Genomic DNA, 13,811 nt, shown 5'->3' on the forward strand with positions numbered 1-13,811 from the left:
AAGAATGTCCGTTTAAATCTTTATTTCGACTACCCAAAACAAATATTAATAGGACTTTATCAGTCGTTCAAAGGCGTTTCCCCGGAAACTTAGGATATTTTTCAACAAATTCCCTCATCGCTTTTTCTTCAAAAATCGGCTCGTAGCCTTAAATCTTATCTAGCAAGCATTATTGTAAATTCATTCAACAACCGATAATGTAAAGATTCGCAAAGGATGCTTGAACTTACCGATAAGGACGTACCTAAGCAATGGCAATAGAGCTCAATTCCCCCAGCGCCATCTATGAAACCATTACTGATGAGTTAATAAAGGTTGTCGAGTCTCTCAACCAAACATCTGATGACCCGACTCTTGAAAACGCGGCAAAAAATACACGCGAACAGCTCAAACAACTTCAGATAGAACTTCAGCATCAACTAGCTGAATTACAAAACAACGCAGAGTGGGACGCTTTTACCATCGCCTTTTATGGGGAGACTGGTGCAGGTAAATCCACTGTTATTGAAACCTTAAGGATCTTACTCAATGAGTCGACTAAGCAAGCTACTCAGAAGATCTATAGAGAGGCGACAAACGAGTACGAGACCCATCAGAGAGCGCTTCAGCAACTACAAGAAACGATTGAAATCGCCAACCAAAAACTGAATCAGCTAGAGCAGCAACTGAAAAACATCGGTTACGACTTTGAACAAGAGCGAACTCAAGCCGTTGAGCAATTTGAACCAACAGAGCGAGCACTCAGAGAAAAAGAGCAAACGCTTAAAGAGCGATTCGCTGAAAAAGAGCAGGCTGTCAATCAGCTCAAAATGAGTATAAAGCAGCTTACAGCTGACATTAACAAACAAAAACAGCACACTTCACTGTGGCAAAAGCTACTCAACATATTGCGGAAGTTGCCCGAAGAAAAGCAATTTATTAGTCTCGAGGACAAACTACCGCAAATAAATGATGAACAAAATAGCGCTTACCAAGCACTTGCAACACACCAGTCAAAAATCGAAGGTGCTCAACAGGAGCTTTCAAAGCAGTTATCTGATATTCAAGACAAGGCAGAGAATAGCAAACAGCAAGTACTCACTCAGCAAAAAGAAGCTGAACAACATAAGCAAAGGCTATTAAGCGAAGAGCAGCAGCTTAACCTAGCTATAGAAGACAAGCTGGCTGAGCTTAGTACTTCGGCCGATGGTCAAATCATTGGAGATGGCCGTTCTGATTATACTCAACGCACTCAGCGCTACGACTTTGCTGTTGATGGTCATCAATTTGCAATACTCGATGTGCCGGGAATTGAAGGTAAAGAAGGGCAAGTTGTTCGTGAAATAGAAAAAGCGGTACAAACGGCCCACGCTGTATTTTACGTTACCAATAAGCCAGCTCCGCCTCAAACCGGTGACAACCAAAGAAAAGGTACGCTTGAAAAAATTAAGCAACATTTAGGGACACAGACTGAAGTTTGGTCTATTTTTAATAAAAAGGTCAGCAACCCGCAACACGCGCTAAAAGAGCGCCCGCTTCTATCAGACGACGAAAGCAGCAGCCTGCTGACATTGGAAAACAACATGCGCGAGCATCTAGGCTCGCATTTTCAAAGTGCCATTCCATTAACTGCGTTACCGGCGTTTCTGGCCTCCACCGAATGTTTACTCCCTAATTCTCAGCATGCCAAACGCCGCCAGAAATGCTTAAAAGATTTCAGCGAGACGGAGCTTATAGAAGCCTCCCGCATGCAGTCATTCATTGATATGCTCAGCCACAAGCTACTTCCCAGCAGTACCCAAAAAATTAAGCAGTCGAACTTCCACAAAGCCAAGTCGGCTGTTGATAGCACAACAGATGCACTCGATGTACTTGAAAAGACTTTTAAGAAGCTTGCTCAGAATCTTAAAGACAATCGCAACAGTGCCCAGCATCAGCTCAAAAGTAGTTTTTCAGCGTTGCAAAAACGCCTGGACTCCCGGGGCCAATCTCTTATTCGGCAGTTTGCAAGTAATGTGCGCCAATCCACCTATGGTGACATTGAAGACGACATTAGTAATGATCGCTTCAAGCAAGAGTTAAAGGCGGCTATCGAAAAGCAACAAGAGCAACTGAACGAGGCACTTCCTGAGACTATGGCAAAGGAAGTAAAACAATTTGAACGAGAAGCGGCTGACATTCTTCAACGTTTTGAAGAGCAGACTCAAGAGCTTAGCAGTATCTCAGAAAAGTTAGCCGCCACTAAGCTAAACAGCGACCTCAAACTTAAAATAGAAATCGACAACGGCGTCAATATGAAGGGGTTAATTACCTCACTTATCGGAGGTGCCATATCAATCCCACTTAGTGGCGGAGCCGGTTTATTCTTCGTGATTGCCTCAGCAGCAGGCCTTCTTTTGTCTATAGGCAAGTCCGTAGCCAGTTTTTTCAGCACAAGCTACAAAATGTCGCAACAGCGCAAAGCCACCGAGGAAAATTTACGTGACATTAAAAGTAAACTTCGGGACAGCTTCGACAAAAGTCTGAACCAGTCGATATCAGACATGAGGAAAGTGGTTGATGAGCTCAATAATGCGCTCAATGCGCCGGTAAAGCAGACAGAGGAGAGTAGCAAGCTGCTGCATAACGCTAACGTTAAATTGAAAACGCTTTCGCAAGAAGTCAACACATTAGGAATTTTGTAATGGAAAATACACTTAATAGCTTCAAACAACAGCAATCAGAAACGCTGAATTTACTGAATAAACTAAAACAATTTTTAATGCAGGGAAGCGACGTTGGTGTCGACATTGACCCCGCTTTTATCAAAAAAATACAACAAGCTACCGAGAGTGTCATCGGCGAGAAGCTTAAAGTCGCGTTAGTTGGTGGTTTTTCAGAAGGAAAGACTTCAATTGCCGCCGCCTGGATGGAAAAGCTGGACAAATCGAGTATGAAAATAAGCCACCAGGAATCGTCTAACGAAGTGAAAGTCTACGAGGTGGGTGAAGAGTTTGTGTTGGTCGATACACCCGGACTATACGGCTTTAAAGAGCAAACAAACGCCGAAACGCACAGCATAGAAAAGTACAAGGACATCACCAAAAAGCACGTCAGCGATGCGCACCTGGTACTTTATGTAATGAACTCAACTAATCCTATAAAAGACAGTCATCAAGACGATTTAAAATGGTTATTCAGAACACTTGAGGTATTGCCACGAACCGTTTTCGTTCTCAGTCAGTTTGACGAGGTGGCCGATGTTGAAGACGAAGAAGACTATCAAGAAAATCTTCACATTAAGCAGCAAAACGTCACCTCTCGCTTACAGGAAATGCTTAATTTAAATGATACTGAAATAGACACACTTTCTATCGTGGCTGTCGCCGCTAATCCATTTGACCTCGGCGTTGAGCATTGGCTGCGACACAGTGAACAATTTAAGGCTTTATCGCATATTGAGACGCTTCAACGTGCCACTACGGAGAAGATCCACCAAAGCGGCGGGCACGAAACTTTAGCGCTTGAAATGCAAACTAGCGTTATTCGCGACATTCTGCATAAACAATTACCCGATGCTATTGAAACCGACCAGATGATTTCGGAAGAAGTTGCTAAACTGGAAAGTTTGCACAGTCGCCTGAGCAATCAGCTTGCACACACAAATGATGAAATTGAACAAACCCGCATTAATCTTCGCGAATTTATTAGCAACTATTTTTCCGACCTTATTATGCAGGTTCGTGGCTGCAGCATGGAAACTATAGGAGAGTTTATTGAGAGGGAGATTGGTAACGAAGGCATTATCATTCAAACCAACTTACAGAATGAGTTCGCCCGCCAAATGGGTGCCATCAATCTGAAAGTAGAAAAAATGCAAAGCGGTTTTGACAACGAAGTCAGTCACTTTAATACAATGCTTCGCTCAATGGGCAAAGAAGGTATCAACCATACGTTAAAAAGTAATTTGATCAACAATCAAACCATCCTCGCAGCGCGCGATGGCCTGGTTAAAGCCGCCAAAACCTTTGGTGTCGATATCGCCAAGTATTTGAAGTTTAAACCATGGGGCGCAGATAAATTAGCCAAAGGGGCTAACGGTGCCCTGGCATTCCTCAATATAGCAATGGAAGCTTGGGACTCTTACGATCAATACAAACGTGAAGAAGAGTTTCAAAAGTCGGTGAGAGAGACTGTCGAAGGGTTTGAAACACAGCGTAAAGATTTACTCGAACTAGTCAATTCAGATGATTTTAAAGAGAGTTTCTTCGCTAACTATATTGCGCTCAGCACACAGCTAGACGAGCTTAATGTTAGCTTAACGGAAAACCGCAAGCGCCAACAACGTTTTCAGGCCTGGCGCGCAGAGGCAGAATCAATCGCGAAGCAATTGAGCTCCATCTAAACTCGCGCACGTCAAATATCTGTGTAAATGGCATTCTTAACCTTCTTGAAGAAGAGGCCCAGAATGCCACTATCAGCCAAACGCATCGACCAGCTGTTTGAATCGCTATGCGCCTATTCAGTCATTCCCAAACAAATCACGTGTATATACCTTATCAGCCACATCCTGAAGCTCTGGTGCCATACGGTTCGAGACAATTACGTCCGCTTCGGCTTTGAATCTCTCAAAGTCATTCACGACACGCGAATTATAAAAATGTTCGTCCTCAAGCACCGGTTCATAAACAATAACTTCAATGCCTTTTGCCTTAATACGTTTCATTACACCTTGTATAGCCGATGCGCGGAAGTTATCAGAACCCTGCTTCATAACCAAACGATAAATACCCACCACTTTTGGGTTACGAGCAATAATACTGTCCGCAATAAAGTCCTTTCGAGTACGGTTTGCATCAACCACTGCACGCATTATATTTTGAGGTACATCTTCGTAGTTGGCTAATAGCTGTTTGGTGTCTTTTGGTAAACAGTAACCACCGTAACCAAAGCTTGGGTTATTGTAATGGTCACCAATACGAGGATCTAAGCTAACACCCTCAATAATTTGACGCGTATCTAAGCCATGCACTTCAGAATAAGTATCTAACTCATTAAAATACGCTACGCGCATAGCCAGATAAGTGTTCGCAAACAGTTTAATGGCTTCGGCTTCCGTGCTGTCAGTAAACAAGGTTGAAACGTCTTTTTTAATTGCACCCTGCTTCAATAAACTAGCAAAGATCTCGGCGCGTTCAGAGCGTTCACCGACAATAATACGTGAGGGGTAAAGGTTGTCATAAAGGGCTTTACCTTCGCGCAAAAACTCCGGCGAGAAAATGATGTTGCCGGTACCCATTTTCTCTTTTAACATTTGAGTGTAGCCCACCGGAATAGTCGACTTAATGACCATTACGGCATCCGGGTTTATTTTCTTAACCTGGGCTATAACCGCTTCTACGCTATTGGTATTAAAGTAGTTAGTTTCGGGATCATAATCGGTGGGCGTGGCTATAACCACATATTTAGCATCACTGTAAGCCTCTTCGGGGCTTAGGGTTGCTCTTAAACTAAGCTTCTTTTTCGCAAGAAATTCAGATATTTCGTTGTCTTCAATGGGTGATTTCTTGCTGTTAATAAGGTCGACTTTCTCTTCTATAATATCAACCGCATAAACCTCATTATGCTGCGCCAAAAGTACAGCATTTGATAAACCAACGTACCCAGTGCCTGCTACTGCTATTTTCATAAAATACCCAATTTCTCGTTCTTGTTATGAAATTTTAGACATTATAAAACCGCTTGTACCACTCAACCGTGCGTTTTATGCCTTCAGTTACTGGTGTTGACGGTCTATAACCCATATCGTTTTCTAGCTCAGAAACCTCGGCATAGGTTGCTACAACATCCCCCGGTTGAATCGGCTGAAAGTCTTTTTGTATTTCAACGCCGGCAGCATTCTCAATGGCTTCAATAAAGGTCATCAGCTCTATAGGTTGGCTGTTACCTATATTGTAAATTTTATAAGGTGCCGAGGAGCTCGACGGGTCTGGCTGTTTGCCGTTCCATCCGCGGTTGGCTTTGCACGGGTTTTCAATAACGCGAGCTACACCTTCAACAATGTCATCAATATAGGTAAAGTCACGCTTCATTTTACCGTTATTAAAAACTTTAATGGTGTCGCCATTTAATGCGGCTTTGGTGAAAATAAAGGGCGCCATATCTGGCCGACCCCATGGGCCATACACAGTAAAAAAACGTAGCCCAGTACATTGTATGCCGTGCAAATGCGCGTAGGTATGCGCCATCAATTCGTTCGACTTTTTAGTGGCAGCATACAAGCTTACCGGGTGGTTCACACTGTGCGAGGTTGAAAACGGCATAGCCTCATTTAAGCCATATACTGACGAGCTTGACGCATAGCTTAAGTTTTTAACGCCGTTATGCCGACAAGCCTCCAGCACATTCATAAAGCCAACAACGTTAGAGTCTATATAAGCGTTGGGATTTTCCAGTGAATAGCGCACCCCTGCCTGGGCAGCAAGGTTACAGACGGCGTCAAATTGTTCTTGTTCAAACAGGGCGTCTAGTGCGGGCTTATCTTCAAGTTTTAACTGTACAAAGGAATAGTCGGGGTACAAATGCGACTTAACCATTACGCCGTATTCAATGCTACTTTGCTTTATCCCACTTTCTTTTAATCGGCCATACTTTAGATTTACATCGTAATAGTCATTGATGCTATCGAGCCCAACGACTTGGTATCCTTGTTTAAGCAATTTTAATGCGGTGTAAAAACCAATAAAGCCTGCTGTTCCGGTTACCAGTATTTTCATAGGTAGTTATTCGACCGTGACCGACTTTGCGAGAGTACAAGACTGATCAACATCCGTCCCTTTCACTAATACAACATAATAAGACAGTAACTAAAGTGGCTCACCGTAAACACTAGCACCACCTTCATGTTTTTACTTACGTTTTATCTGAGGGAATTACTTAAACTTCACAACGACATAGTCATGATAAAATTTCTTTTACCGCTTCCACTACCCTCTCTAGATCACCTTCTGTCATTTTAGTATATAAGGGGAGACTTACTTCATTCTCATACAATCTTTGAGAAACGGGAAACTCCTCCTGCTTCAACTTATAAGCTTCTTTCCAAAATGGATGTAAATGAAGAGGGATAAAGTGAACTGAGCAACCTATACCTCGCTCGGCCATTAGTTCAATAAACTGGTCTCGGGGAACCTGGCTGTCACTATCTAGCAAAACTGGATATAAGTGCCACGCATGCTGATCCGTTTCCCTCATTAAGTGAGGTAATGTCAATGGTAATCCTTTCAATTTTTCACTATAAAAGGCTGCCATTTCTGCACGTTTCTTCTGAAACCCTGTCAACCTCTTGAGTTGATGCACACCAATTGATGCTGCAATGTCAGGCATATTGTATTTGTAACCAGGCGCTACAACTTCGTAGAACCATGCTGGCTTGTTCGAAGTATATCGATCAAACGCATCTTTGCTTATACCGTGTAAGCGCATTATTCGGCAACGCGCAGCTATATCCGGGTTACGTGTTACAAGCATACCTCCCTCTCCAGTTGTCATTGTTTTATTAGCATAAAAACTAAATACAGTGGCATCCGACTCAAGAGTTCCAATAAGCTTAGATTTATACTTTGTCGGTAGAGCATGCGCAGCGTCTTCTATTACTCTAAAGTTATGCTTTTTGGCTAGTTCCAGTATCTCGTCCATTTCACAAGATTGGCCCGCAAAATGAACAGGAATTACAGCCTTTGTATTTGGTGTTATAGCTGACTCTATTCCAGACACTGCAATATTGAAATCGCATTTACTAACATCGACAAAAACTGGTGTTGCGCCTAAGTAGCGTACGACTTCAGCGGTAGCCGTGAAGGTATAAGAAGGTATAATAACCTCATCTCCAGGACCTACTCCAATTGCTTCTAAAGCTAAATGTAATCCTGACGTGGCCGAGTTAACCGCGATACATTCAAGCCCACCACCCAGGTATTCGGAAAATTCACTTTCGAAGCGTTTGGCTTTGGGGCCTGTAGTTACCCATCCACTTTTCAGGGAATCTACCACTTCATCTATCTCCTCTTGCCCCAAATCAGGTAAGGCAAAAGGTAAAAACTCTCTGTTAGTCATTAGCACTCTCATCTAAAACTTTAAATAAACGAAGCATCGTGCGATTTCCACTTTGCCTAAATCTAGAGTGAACTCTATATCCATTTTTCTCATAGAAATGTATAGTTAGTTCATTATTGTATGCATCAGTTGTAAGATATATTAGGTGGCATTTACTTTCTGATAAACGGAGCTCAGTATTTTGGAGCAGTAAACTGCCAATACTTTTTCCTGCGGAATCAGGAGATACTCCAATACTACTCAATAAAGCCCCACTCTTTATGTCTTCGGCTTTATCGCCTCTATAGAAGATGCCCCGGAATAATTTGTTTAACACCGTTCGAGGCTGCTTAAAAAGGATGGGGAACATCTTGCAAAAGAGTGAAAAGCCTTTCTGCTTCTTTAAATCAGCAAAAAAAACAGCAGGGTCGCTTGTAAATGCGGAAAAACCAGCTACGGTACCTTCATCTTCCCAAATAATTAATCGCCCGTGTTCATGAGTAATGAAAAATTTATAAAAGCTGGTTAAAAAGGACGGACCCAGCAAAGTTAGGAAAAAGTGAGGAAATGCTTTCATATGTACATCTACCACACTAGATAGGTCACTCTCGTCAGCTAAACGAATCATAAACTTTCCTCGATCACTTCAATGATCTTTTTCTTAGCAACATCTGCAGACAAATTCTCGTGATAATAAGATTGCCCACTTTTCCCCTTACTTATTAGGTCCTCACGAGTCGCAGCTATAACTTGTTTGATAGCATCTCTAATCGAATCAACATCTTCTGGTTTCGCACCGAACCCCGCTCCAGCATCTAAAACCAATCGATTCGCCTCACCACCAGCGGCTATCAACAATGGTTTTCCTGAAGACAAGTAGGCCTGTATCTTTGACGGAATAGTTATTTTGAAAAGCTTCTGGTCTTTCAAGTGACAAACCATTACATCAGCGTCTTCAACAAGTCGCTTAAGCTTATTCGGAGGAATAAAGTTCATGAACTCAATATTTTTTGCGCCAAGTCTCTTTGAAAGCTCTTTTAAATGTTCTTTCTCCGAGCCCTCACCTATGAGAGTTAAAGTGGCTTGGCAAGGGGAGAACGACGCAAATGCTCGAATCATGGAATCCAAAGCCTGAAGTCTTCCATGGTTTCCCGTGTAAAAGAAAGAGCGGGAACCTTCATTCAGATTTAGTGAGTGACCTTTTTCGCTTTGCTGACTAAAACTACTTTCTTCCGGACACCAATTATATATAACTTCAATTTTCTCCTCCGAAACGCCTTTTTCTAACAAATAAGATTTGAATCCCTCAGAGAGCACAACAACTTTTGTAGAATTCCGAATAGAGACATTAACAGTGCGTCTAACAATTTTTGCTAAAAAAGAGTCTTCATTCAACCCTTCTGCAATTAGTGACTCAGGCCATAAATCTTGGATATCTGTGATGAACTTTGTTTTTCTTAACTTTTTCAAAATGGTAGCGGATATCCCAGTAGTCACCTGTGGGTGGTATGCATAAAGCAGATCCGCTTTCCTAGTAAAAAGTATATAGAAAGTTGAGGTTATAAAAAAACTAAAATAATTAAGTAAGCGAGCCATCTTACTTTTTCTCGGAGTAATAAAACTCCAAAGTCTAGTAATAGGCACACCCTTCATAGTCTCTTTTTTTATTAAAGCTGGCTTATAACCATTAAAACATTCTCCTTTAGGGTAGCTTGGAAAAGTAGTTACAACTTCTACATCATAGCCCTGTTCTCTAAGAGTTCTTATTAAGTTCAAACCTTTAATTGAGTATTCAGGGTCGAAGAGTTGAGATAAAAATATGATGCGTCTTTTCATCGTATTATCTTTATAACCGTCTTAAGTATTATACAGATATCCCCCAGAAAAGAGCGTTCATTAACATATTTCACATAAAGGCGCTGCTTTATGGGCAAGATATGCTGAACATAGCCTACTTCAGGATCATCGAAGTCTGATAGTAGCTTGTTTTCATCAACCAATAAAATGGATGCATTGTCAGTTATTCCTGGCTTTACTGATAACACTTTATCTCGAACATCTTTAGGATATTTAGCAATAAACTCAGGAACTTCTGGTCTAGGACCAACTAGACTCATTGTTCCACGCAAAACGTCAATTAGCTGAGGCAATTCATCGAGCTTATATTTACGAATAAACTTTCCCGAGTTCGTAATTCTCAAGTCACCTGAACCAACGGTCAATTTCCCCTTAGACTCAGAGTCAACTTTCATAGAACGAAATTTATGAATTTTAAACAGCTTCCCATCTTTACCTACGCGTATCTGTTTAAAAAATAAAGGGCCCTTTGAATCTAACTTTACCCAAATAGCCAAACACAAAAACAACGGAGCTAGGATAAGTAGCCCAAACAATGCCATCACAAAATCAAATAGTTGTTTCATTTAACGTCACCAATCGTACCGACTAAACGAATCCATGTTTTTCCAGTGCGGAGTTAATTTTGCGGTTCCGGTAATTAAACGTACAACTCGCTCTGAAGTGTTTCGAATTTTGTATTCTTCCGGAGTTTCACGTTCTGCACCAGAAAAAACATCGCGAGAACTTGTAGCTATGCGAACTCCGTCAACTAGCATTTGCTTATCCAAGCCAGTTAAAGCTATAGCACCGGTATCGAGCGCTTCGGGGCGTTCAATGGAGCGGCGTAACGTCACGGCAGGAAAGTCTAAAATTGAAGATTCTTCGCTGATGGTCCCGCTATCAGAAATAGCACAAAAAGCATCCATTTGTAGCTTGTTGTAATCAAAAAAGCCAAAGGGCTTTAAGAACTGGATGCCTTCTAAGTCCTCAGTTAACCCGAGCTTTTCTAACCTATTTCGCGTTCTAGGGTGTGTAGAAACAACAACGGGGTAACCATAGGTTTCATATAAAGAACTTAAGCACTCAACAACTTTCTTGAGGTTCTCTTTACTGTCTACATTTTCCTCTCTGTGAACGCTAACAATAAAGTATTTATTCTTCTCAAGCTTCAGGGTATCCAAAATATTAGACTTTTGAATTGAAGGTAATACATGCTCTAAAACCTCTCGCATCGGCGAACCGGTAAGGTAAATAAAGCGATGGGAGAGCCCTTCACTTAGAAGATGCCTTCTTGCGTGCTCTGTATAAACCAAGTTGAAATCAGCTAAATGATCAACCAGTTTACGATTAATCTCTTCTGGTACGTTAGCGTCAAAGCTTCGGTTACCCGCTTCCATATGGTACGTAGGTACCTTCATTCGTTTCGCCATCATAGTGGCTACAGCACTATTGGTATCGCCTAAAACCAAGACCGCATCAGGCTTCTCCTCCAGAATAACCTGTTCCGTCTTTATCAAAATTTCACCAAGGCTTTTACCTAAAGAAGAGGTATCAACATTTAGAAAATGATCGGGCTGACGTACACCAAGCTCTTCAAAAAAGACATCGTTCAATTCGTAGTCGTAGTTTTGACCCGTATGAACAACTTTATGATCCACTACCTGGTCTAGCGCTGCCATAACGCGAGACAGACGTATTATTTCTGGGCGTGTACCCAGAATAGTCATTACTTTTAATTTTTTCATGAAAGCTTTACCGGTGCGTAGTAAGTGTCAGGGTTATCGCGATCAAATATTTCATTCGCCCATAGCATCACAACCATTTCGTCATCGCCGACGTTGGTAATGTCATGACTCCATCCGGGGGCAGTTTCAACTATTTCTGGTCTATCGCCACTTGTAAAAACTTCGTGGTATTCGTTAGCTACCATATGACGAAAGCCAAAGTGTGCTTGCCCTTTTATAACCAAGAATTTTTCATTTTTTGTGTGATGGTAATGCCCACCTCTGGTGACTCCAGGATGAGCTGTAAAAAACGAAAACTGTCCAGAGTCTTTGGTTTTTAGCATTTCGACAAAAACACCGCGTTCATCACCGTGTTTAGGAACTTCGTATGAGAAGCGTTCTTTGGGTAAATAGCTAACATAAGTTGAATACAGCTTACGGGTAAAGCCGTCGCCGACCTTCTCTGTAACTAAGGTGTCACGACTCTCTTTGAATAGACTCAACAGCTCAGCTATACCGCCCACTGTTTCTTCATAAATAGGCAGCACTTGACTAGGCTCAGCTACTGTTTCAACTTTTTTCTCGTCTAAAACCAAGCTACGTGCAGCTTTAACGAACTCATTCACTACGTCATCTATGTAAACAAGCTTTACTTTGGCATCAGCGTCATTGACTTGTATGGCGAGGTCACGAGCAATGTTATGGCAAAAGGTCGCCACCATTGAGTTATAGTTTGGTTTACACCATTTCCCAAAAACGTTGGCTAATCTATAAACTTTTGTAGGAACGCCAGTAGCCTGAGAATAACTCATGACTAACTCTTCAGCTTGTCGCTTACTTTTACCATAAGCATTGTCACGTTCAGCCTGAATAGATGAACTATAGATGACAGGTAAGGGTTTAGGTTGAGCGCTTAACGCATTTAGTAACTGTTCCGTAAAATCAGTATTCCCCTCGAAGAATTCACTTTCTTTTTCAGGTCGGTTTACACCAGCTAAATGTATAACGCAGTCGACATCTTTTAATAAATCTTTAAGTTCCGACACTTTATGATCTTTCGTGAACTTAACGTACTCTATATCTTCTACTTCATCGATATGAACAGTCAGGTTCTTACCGACAAAGCCGTTGGCGCCAGTAATCAATAACTTCATAGCTAACCTTCTGGATTAATATATTCGCCGTTTGCAAACGCACGCATGAAAGGAAGTTTATTCAACAGCTGTTTCATTCCCTCAACATCTAACCGTTCCGTATTATGGGAATTGTAGTCTTCAACCTGCTCTATTCTGTTATCGCCCTGGTCAACATACTTAGAGTAGTTGAGGTCGCGAAGATCTGGCGGTACACGGTAATAGTCACCCATATCCTCTGCGCAAACCATCTCTTCTCTTGATAAAAGAGCCTCGAAAAGCTTTTCACCATGACGCGTACCCAAAACTTCAATTTTATGCTCATGTTTACGAACAAAGGACAAAACCGCTTTTGCTAAAGTTTCAATAGTCGCAGCTGGAGCCTTCTGAACGAAAATATCACCGTTAGTACCGTGTTCGAATGCGTATAAGACAAGATCAACAGCATCGTCTAAGGTCATCATGAAACGCGTCATATTAGGGTCTGTTATCGTAATCGGCTTCCCGCCTCTAATTTGATCAACAAAAAGAGGAATTACTGAGCCACGTGAGGCCATAACGTTTCCATAGCGAGTTCCGCAAATAACGGTCTTGTTCTCATCTACGTTACGCGATTTAGCGACCATGACTTTTTCCATCATGGCTTTTGAAATACCCATTGCGTTAATAGGGTAAACAGCTTTATCGGTACTTAAACAGACAACTCGCTTTACTTCATTTTGAATGGCTGCTTCAAGAACATTTTCAGTGCCTATAACATTTGTCTTTACCGCTTCCATTGGGTGAAATTCACAGGACGGCACCTGCTTTAGAGCCGCCGCATGATAGATGAAGTCAACACCTCGACTGGCATTTAAAACACTTTGGTAATCCCGAACATCACCTATGTAAAACTTCAACTTTGGATGGTTGTAAGCCTTACGCATATCATCTTGTTTTTTCTCGTCTCGGCTGAAAATTCGTATTTCAGCGATATCAGTATCAAGAAACCTGCGCAAAACCGCATTACCAAAAGACCCTGTTCCGCCCGTTATGAGGAGGGTTTTATTTTGAAACATTAAAA

The 13,811-nt window shown here is 41.8% G+C and carries 11 protein-coding genes; 2 read left to right on the forward strand and 9 right to left on the reverse strand.

The window, feature by feature from the left end:
- The first annotated feature begins 251 nt into the window (after positions 1-251).
- Together DEU30_RS07360 and DEU30_RS07365 are read left to right on the forward strand one after the other, a co-directional pair.
- Positions 252-2,663, forward strand: a complete 2,412-nt coding sequence (locus DEU30_RS07360) for a DUF726 domain-containing protein (protein ID WP_114981905.1) — start codon at positions 252-254, stop codon at positions 2,661-2,663.
- Complete coding sequence (locus DEU30_RS07365) at positions 2,663-4,363, forward strand: LeoA/HP0731 family dynamin-like GTPase (protein ID WP_114981904.1); 1,701 nt, start codon at positions 2,663-2,665, stop codon at positions 4,361-4,363. The genes DEU30_RS07360 and DEU30_RS07365 overlap by 1 nt, the downstream gene beginning before the upstream one ends.
- A gap of 117 nt (positions 4,364-4,480) precedes the next feature.
- Here the strand turns inward: DEU30_RS07365 and DEU30_RS07370 are convergent, their stop codons facing one another.
- The 9 genes from DEU30_RS07370 to DEU30_RS07410 all read right to left on the reverse strand — a co-directional run bounded on the left by DEU30_RS07370 (position 4,481) and on the right by DEU30_RS07410 (position 13,806).
- Complete coding sequence (locus tag DEU30_RS07370; protein WP_114981903.1) at positions 4,481-5,647, reverse strand: nucleotide sugar dehydrogenase; 1,167 nt, start codon at positions 5,645-5,647, stop codon at positions 4,481-4,483.
- Positions 5,648-5,681: 34 nt separating this feature from the next.
- Positions 5,682-6,734, reverse strand: a complete 1,053-nt coding sequence (locus tag DEU30_RS07375; RefSeq protein ID WP_114981902.1) for an NAD-dependent epimerase — start codon at positions 6,732-6,734, stop codon at positions 5,682-5,684.
- Positions 6,735-6,915: 181 nt separating this feature from the next.
- Positions 6,916-8,073: a DegT/DnrJ/EryC1/StrS family aminotransferase gene (locus DEU30_RS07380; RefSeq protein WP_114981901.1), complete on the reverse strand. Its 1,158-nt coding sequence runs from the start codon at positions 8,071-8,073 to the stop codon at positions 6,916-6,918.
- A complete protein-coding gene (locus tag DEU30_RS07385) occupies positions 8,066-8,680 on the reverse strand; it encodes a GNAT family N-acetyltransferase (RefSeq protein WP_114981900.1) in 615 nt (204 codons plus the stop codon). The genes DEU30_RS07380 and DEU30_RS07385 overlap by 8 nt, the downstream gene beginning before the upstream one ends.
- A complete protein-coding gene (locus DEU30_RS07390) occupies positions 8,677-9,888 on the reverse strand; it encodes a glycosyltransferase family 4 protein (RefSeq protein WP_114981899.1) in 1,212 nt (403 codons plus the stop codon). Before DEU30_RS07390 ends, DEU30_RS07385 begins: the two co-directional genes overlap by 4 nt.
- Positions 9,885-10,475, reverse strand: a complete 591-nt coding sequence (locus DEU30_RS07395) for a sugar transferase (protein ID WP_114981898.1) — start codon at positions 10,473-10,475, stop codon at positions 9,885-9,887. The genes DEU30_RS07390 and DEU30_RS07395 overlap by 4 nt, the downstream gene beginning before the upstream one ends.
- A gap of 6 nt (positions 10,476-10,481) precedes the next feature.
- Positions 10,482-11,636 (reverse strand): UDP-N-acetylglucosamine 2-epimerase (non-hydrolyzing), encoded by a 1,155-nt coding sequence (gene wecB, locus DEU30_RS07400; protein ID WP_114981897.1) that lies wholly within the window; start codon positions 11,634-11,636, stop codon positions 10,482-10,484.
- The gene (locus DEU30_RS07405; protein WP_114981896.1) at positions 11,633-12,769 is read right to left on the reverse strand and encodes an NAD-dependent epimerase/dehydratase family protein; all 1,137 of its coding nucleotides are present in this window, start codon (positions 12,767-12,769) and stop codon (positions 11,633-11,635) included. The genes wecB and DEU30_RS07405 overlap by 4 nt, the downstream gene beginning before the upstream one ends.
- A 2-nt stretch (positions 12,770-12,771) precedes the next feature.
- On the reverse strand, positions 12,772-13,806 hold the full coding sequence (locus tag DEU30_RS07410) for a polysaccharide biosynthesis protein (RefSeq protein ID WP_034818429.1): 1,035 nt from the start codon (positions 13,804-13,806) through the stop codon (positions 12,772-12,774).
- Positions 13,807-13,811: the final 5 nt, after the last annotated feature.

This window comes from Idiomarina sp. 017G (genome assembly GCF_004362265.1).
Taxonomy (GTDB): Bacteria; Pseudomonadota; Gammaproteobacteria; order Enterobacterales; family Alteromonadaceae; genus Idiomarina; species Idiomarina loihiensis.

Coding starts and splice junctions, on each gene's coding strand:
- DEU30_RS07360 (WP_114981905.1), top strand. CDS start 252: ATGGCAATAGAGCTCAATTCCCCCAGCGCCATCTATGAAACCATTACT.
- DEU30_RS07365 (WP_114981904.1), top strand. CDS start 2,663: ATGGAAAATACACTTAATAGCTTCAAACAACAGCAATCAGAAACGCTG.
- DEU30_RS07370 (WP_114981903.1), bottom strand. CDS start 5,647: ATGAAAATAGCAGTAGCAGGCACTGGGTACGTTGGTTTATCAAATGCT.
- DEU30_RS07375 (WP_114981902.1), bottom strand. CDS start 6,734: ATGAAAATACTGGTAACCGGAACAGCAGGCTTTATTGGTTTTTACACC.
- DEU30_RS07380 (WP_114981901.1), bottom strand. CDS start 8,073: ATGACTAACAGAGAGTTTTTACCTTTTGCCTTACCTGATTTGGGGCAA.
- DEU30_RS07385 (WP_114981900.1), bottom strand. CDS start 8,680: ATGATTCGTTTAGCTGACGAGAGTGACCTATCTAGTGTGGTAGATGTA.
- DEU30_RS07390 (WP_114981899.1), bottom strand. CDS start 9,888: ATGAAAAGACGCATCATATTTTTATCTCAACTCTTCGACCCTGAATAC.
- DEU30_RS07395 (WP_114981898.1), bottom strand. CDS start 10,475: ATGAAACAACTATTTGATTTTGTGATGGCATTGTTTGGGCTACTTATC.
- wecB (WP_114981897.1), bottom strand. CDS start 11,636: ATGAAAAAATTAAAAGTAATGACTATTCTGGGTACACGCCCAGAAATA.
- DEU30_RS07405 (WP_114981896.1), bottom strand. CDS start 12,769: ATGAAGTTATTGATTACTGGCGCCAACGGCTTTGTCGGTAAGAACCTG.
- DEU30_RS07410 (WP_034818429.1), bottom strand. CDS start 13,806: ATGTTTCAAAATAAAACCCTCCTCATAACGGGCGGAACAGGGTCTTTT.